Origin of the sequence: Methylobacterium sp. E-005, assembly GCF_022829725.1 — a bacterium.
In the GTDB taxonomy this organism is placed as follows: domain Bacteria; phylum Pseudomonadota; class Alphaproteobacteria; order Rhizobiales; family Beijerinckiaceae; genus Methylobacterium.
On sequence record NZ_JAKSYG010000059.1, the window covers coordinates 1 to 3243 of the forward strand.

The 3243-nt window shown below is 64.5% G+C and carries 7 protein-coding genes; 3 read left to right on the top strand and 4 right to left on the bottom strand.

Translation table 11 applies throughout. From position 1 onward, the window contains the following. Positions 1–372 precede the first annotated feature (372 nt). Positions 373–633: a DUF6894 family protein gene (locus tag MKK88_RS05650; RefSeq protein WP_243997722.1), complete on the top strand. Its 261-nt coding sequence runs from the start codon at positions 373–375 to the stop codon at positions 631–633. 277 nt (positions 634–910) lie between these two features. Here MKK88_RS05650 and MKK88_RS05655 read toward each other — a convergent pair whose 3' ends face one another. Continuing rightward, the gene (locus MKK88_RS05655; RefSeq protein WP_243997724.1) at positions 911–1312 is read right to left on the bottom strand and encodes an STAS/SEC14 domain-containing protein; all 402 of its coding nucleotides are present in this window, start codon (positions 1310–1312) and stop codon (positions 911–913) included. Between the two features lie 207 nt (positions 1313–1519). Here MKK88_RS05655 and MKK88_RS05660 point away from each other — a divergent pair, with 207 nt between their 5' ends. Next, entirely contained in the window at positions 1520–1690 is a 171-nt protein-coding gene (locus tag MKK88_RS05660) for a DUF3606 domain-containing protein (protein ID WP_243997726.1), read from the top strand. Positions 1691–1694: 4 nt separating this feature from the next. Further along, entirely contained in the window at positions 1695–2099 is a 405-nt protein-coding gene (locus tag MKK88_RS05665; protein ID WP_243997727.1) for a response regulator, read from the top strand. Positions 2100–2245: 146 nt separating this feature from the next. Here MKK88_RS05665 and MKK88_RS05670 read toward each other — a convergent pair whose 3' ends face one another. The 3 genes from MKK88_RS05670 to MKK88_RS05680 form a co-directional block, all read right to left on the bottom strand. After that, positions 2246–2485 carry a hypothetical protein gene (locus MKK88_RS05670; RefSeq protein ID WP_243997729.1) on the bottom strand — a complete coding sequence of 80 codons (240 nt, stop codon included), beginning with the start codon at positions 2483–2485 and terminating at the stop codon, positions 2246–2248. A gap of 117 nt (positions 2486–2602) precedes the next feature. Then, positions 2603–2995: a hypothetical protein gene (locus MKK88_RS05675; protein WP_243997731.1), complete on the bottom strand. Its 393-nt coding sequence runs from the start codon at positions 2993–2995 to the stop codon at positions 2603–2605. Between the two features lie 57 nt (positions 2996–3052). Continuing rightward, on the bottom strand, positions 3053–3243 hold a 191-nt coding region (locus MKK88_RS05680; protein WP_243997733.1), incomplete at its 5' end, for a hypothetical protein.

Genomic DNA, 3243 nt, shown 5'->3' on the forward strand with positions numbered 1-3243 from the left:
GCTTCATGATCAGCGGATTGGACATTCGTACTCTCTCGCGGCTCGACCGCGCTGAGAACGAGGAACCGTGAGGCTTCCTTCCGCCATCAGTCGGACATCGGTCCGAGACCGAACAGCTGTATGTGCGGGGCAAATCCCCAACCCACATCAATTTCCGCATTCTTACATATGTGGGTCATTTTAACTGTTATTGGTCGGTCGTGGAGTGCTGCTCCAATTAGTTCGGCTTGCACAGTCACGTGGCTTGCAAACCAATGTGTGTTGTAGCGCCTCCCGGTCGGACAGGGCACAGGAAGGCATCGTTGGCTGATCGACCGTAGGCGCTTGCGGCTGGGTGAGGCGCGCGCTCCCGCCTGCGACGCGGAGGGCCTGATGCCCCGTTTCTTCATCGACACCTTCGACAGCATTGTCGCCATAGATGACGTCGGCCACGAGTTGCCGGACGAGGCTGCTGTGCGAGAGGTTGTCCGCAAGACTTGGGCCGACATGCTCGGGGCTGAGCATAAGGGACGGCCCGCTACCCAGTACCGAGCCGAGGTTCGCGACGAAGCTGGCTTGAGCATACTGACCGCCTCTGTGCTCATCGTCATCGACAAGTCGCCAGAGCGGAAGGCTGCCAAAGCTGATAAGTAATGCCGTTCCTCATGCGAAGATTTCCAAATTCCGCAAAAGATCTTAAGCGGCCAGGAAGACAACGTCCGCTTTCAAGAATGATCGCCCGTAAGCGGACTGGCAGAAATCCACCCCATGCGGACCTGAGCATCAAGCGCGCTCCAGCAGGTCGATGAGCGCCACGCCGGCCGCCGCGAGGATGTTGCCACGTCCACGCCAGGGCAGGATTTCAACCGTCGGCAGCGGCTCAGGCCGCGGCTCGGCTGCCAAGCGATTTGGTGCTGCCGCCGAGTTCAGCCTAAACGGCTGCGGAGGGCTTCTGCGCGAGGTAGTCCCAGGCAGCAGCCTCGTCCTTAAGGTCGAACGTCTTGCTCTCGACCGGCAGCACCAGCCCGGACAGGTTGATCATTGCCTTGGCGAGCGTTGGAGCGCCGACCACGACATAACGGTTGATGTGAGCGACCGAGCGGGCCTTCACGCTATTGGCGTAGCTATCGAAGCTAGCGGCGAGTTCCGAGCCCTCATAGTTCGACATGATGATCAGCATGTCGATCTTGTCGTGGAGCTTCATCACCTCGTCGGTGATGGCGGACATCCACTCGATGTCATCCTTGGTGACCTTGTCCTTGATCTCGAAGGCGAGCAGATCGGGTCGGGGCGACTGGCGCTGTGCGACTGAACCGTCCGGTGCTGCGTTCATGAGGTCCTCCCCGTCCCGCCAACGTGGGCGGTCACCGGGAACTGTGCGTCGGGAGGTTTTGATCCGGAGCAGCACTTCGGAGCGTTTGCGCTGCCATCCACAGCCGCGCACCGTCCTCTCTATTGCGATCGGCAACCATCGTGATCGCCAAACATTGGCGCTGGGAAGCTCGGCATTGTCGAGCGGGATCTTCGGAGCCGCCACACTATGCCTATCGCGTCAACCTCCGCCAGCCACATCGACATCAACGACCGCGTCGTGCGCGAAGCCTGGATGGCCCGCTTCGGTGTGACTGAGGAGCGTCTGCGCAAGGCGGTGCGCATGGTCAGCTCGCGCGTCACGAACGTGGCCGCCTATCTCGATCAGCCCAAGCGTTGACGCTGTGCCGACGCGAGCCCCCCTCCTGAGCGATCAGATCGGCGTTCTCGTCGTCGAGGATGAGCCGATCCTGCTCCTGGAGACAGCGGACGTGTTCACCGAGGCGAACATGTCTGTGTTCGAGGCACGGCACGCAGACGAGGCGTTGGCGATCCTGTCCGTGCGGGACGACATCCGGGTCGTGATCACTGACCTCGACATGCCTCTAGGGGGCATGGGCGGCCACGAGTTCGTGCGCAGCGTCACCGCGCGCTGGCCGGAGATTGGCGTCGTCGTCGTCTCCGGTATCGACCGGCCGAGATCGGGCCAGTTACCGAGCGGTGTGCAGTTCAGGAGCAAGCCCTGTGACGGAGCCGAACTCGTCAGCGCGGCTTACGCCATTGTTTCGCGGCAGACTGGCAGCATCTAAGCAACGCGCTCATTGCTGCCTGAGCATTAAGCCAGCGCCGCGCAGAATACAGGAGCGCCGGTCCAGCAACGTCGACGCCGTGTCGGGCCAGGACAAGCGCCAGACGACCGCGACGTGCCCAGGCTGGTTTGGGAGCCGCCTCGGCATCAGCCGAGCCTTGCCAGGGCGAGGAGAGCGTCACCCGCCGCAGCGGATCGATCCAGGACCGCCACGCCCGCGAGCGAGATGACATTGCCCCTACCGCCCCATCGCAGAGGCGAGATGCAGATGGCGGCGGGGTTGGCCGTCAGTTCGGCCGTGACTGGGGGCGGGGTCACGATCTGAGTCTCAGGTATCGCGATCTCCGGCGCCTCGCCCTCGCGGTCGACGTCGACCCGCGCAACCACGTTACCTGGGAGCCGGTGGCGTTCTCGGAGGCCGCCAGGGGCGGCTCAGCGTTCCCGCCGCCCTCGTGGTCCTGAGTCGTCCCTCCTCAGGGTTTTGCGTCGCTTTTCTGTACAGACTCACCGGACCGACGTTCGGTCCCGGAGGGTGGGTCGATGTCGGAGAAAGGTTCGCGCACGCCCCTTACGTGGGCACCTGGAAAGAAGCCCGCGACGATGCAGGTGTGGCTTCAGAATGTCGCCTCGGACACCCCACGCCTCCATCGCCTCGTCCTGCACCGCGCGGGCTCGCGACCACCGCTCGGCGAGCGCCAGCAGCTCGGCGTCGGGATGCTGTTGAGCAGGCGCCGAGATGACAGGTGCCGCGATAGCCGGCAGGGGCACAGCGGCGGCAACGGTGCCGGCGACGACAGTCCGGCGGCTCAGATTACCGCGCAGATCGGCGGCCCGCTCGCGCAGGCTGGTGGCGGGGTCGCGGCGGATAAGCTTCTGTAGGGACGTGCGCAGGGACATCGCGGGATCCTCGGATGAGGGGCGCGGGCGACCGGCCCGCTCGGGTACGGGCTGGGGTCAGAGCATCGAGGCGAGGCCGGTGAGCACCATGCCGCCCGCGATGATGACGACGGCGGCCAGCAGCTCGCCCGTGGCGTCGAGGAAGCGCAGGGACCGGCTGTGTACGGTGTCCGGCCGGATTGGGGTCACGGCCTGCCAGGGCTCGATAGCGCCCGGGATCGGCTCGTCCGGTAGGTTGCGATAGCGAC

Excerpts from the sequence above, each read along its gene's own strand:
- MKK88_RS05650 (WP_243997722.1), top strand. The coding sequence starts at position 373 with ATGCCCCGTTTCTTCATCGACACCTTCGACAGCATTGTCGCCATAGAT.
- MKK88_RS05655 (WP_243997724.1), bottom strand. The coding sequence starts at position 1,312 with ATGAACGCAGCACCGGACGGTTCAGTCGCACAGCGCCAGTCGCCCCGA.
- MKK88_RS05660 (WP_243997726.1), top strand. The coding sequence starts at position 1,520 with ATGCCTATCGCGTCAACCTCCGCCAGCCACATCGACATCAACGACCGC.
- MKK88_RS05675 (WP_243997731.1), bottom strand. The coding sequence starts at position 2,995 with ATGTCCCTGCGCACGTCCCTACAGAAGCTTATCCGCCGCGACCCCGCC.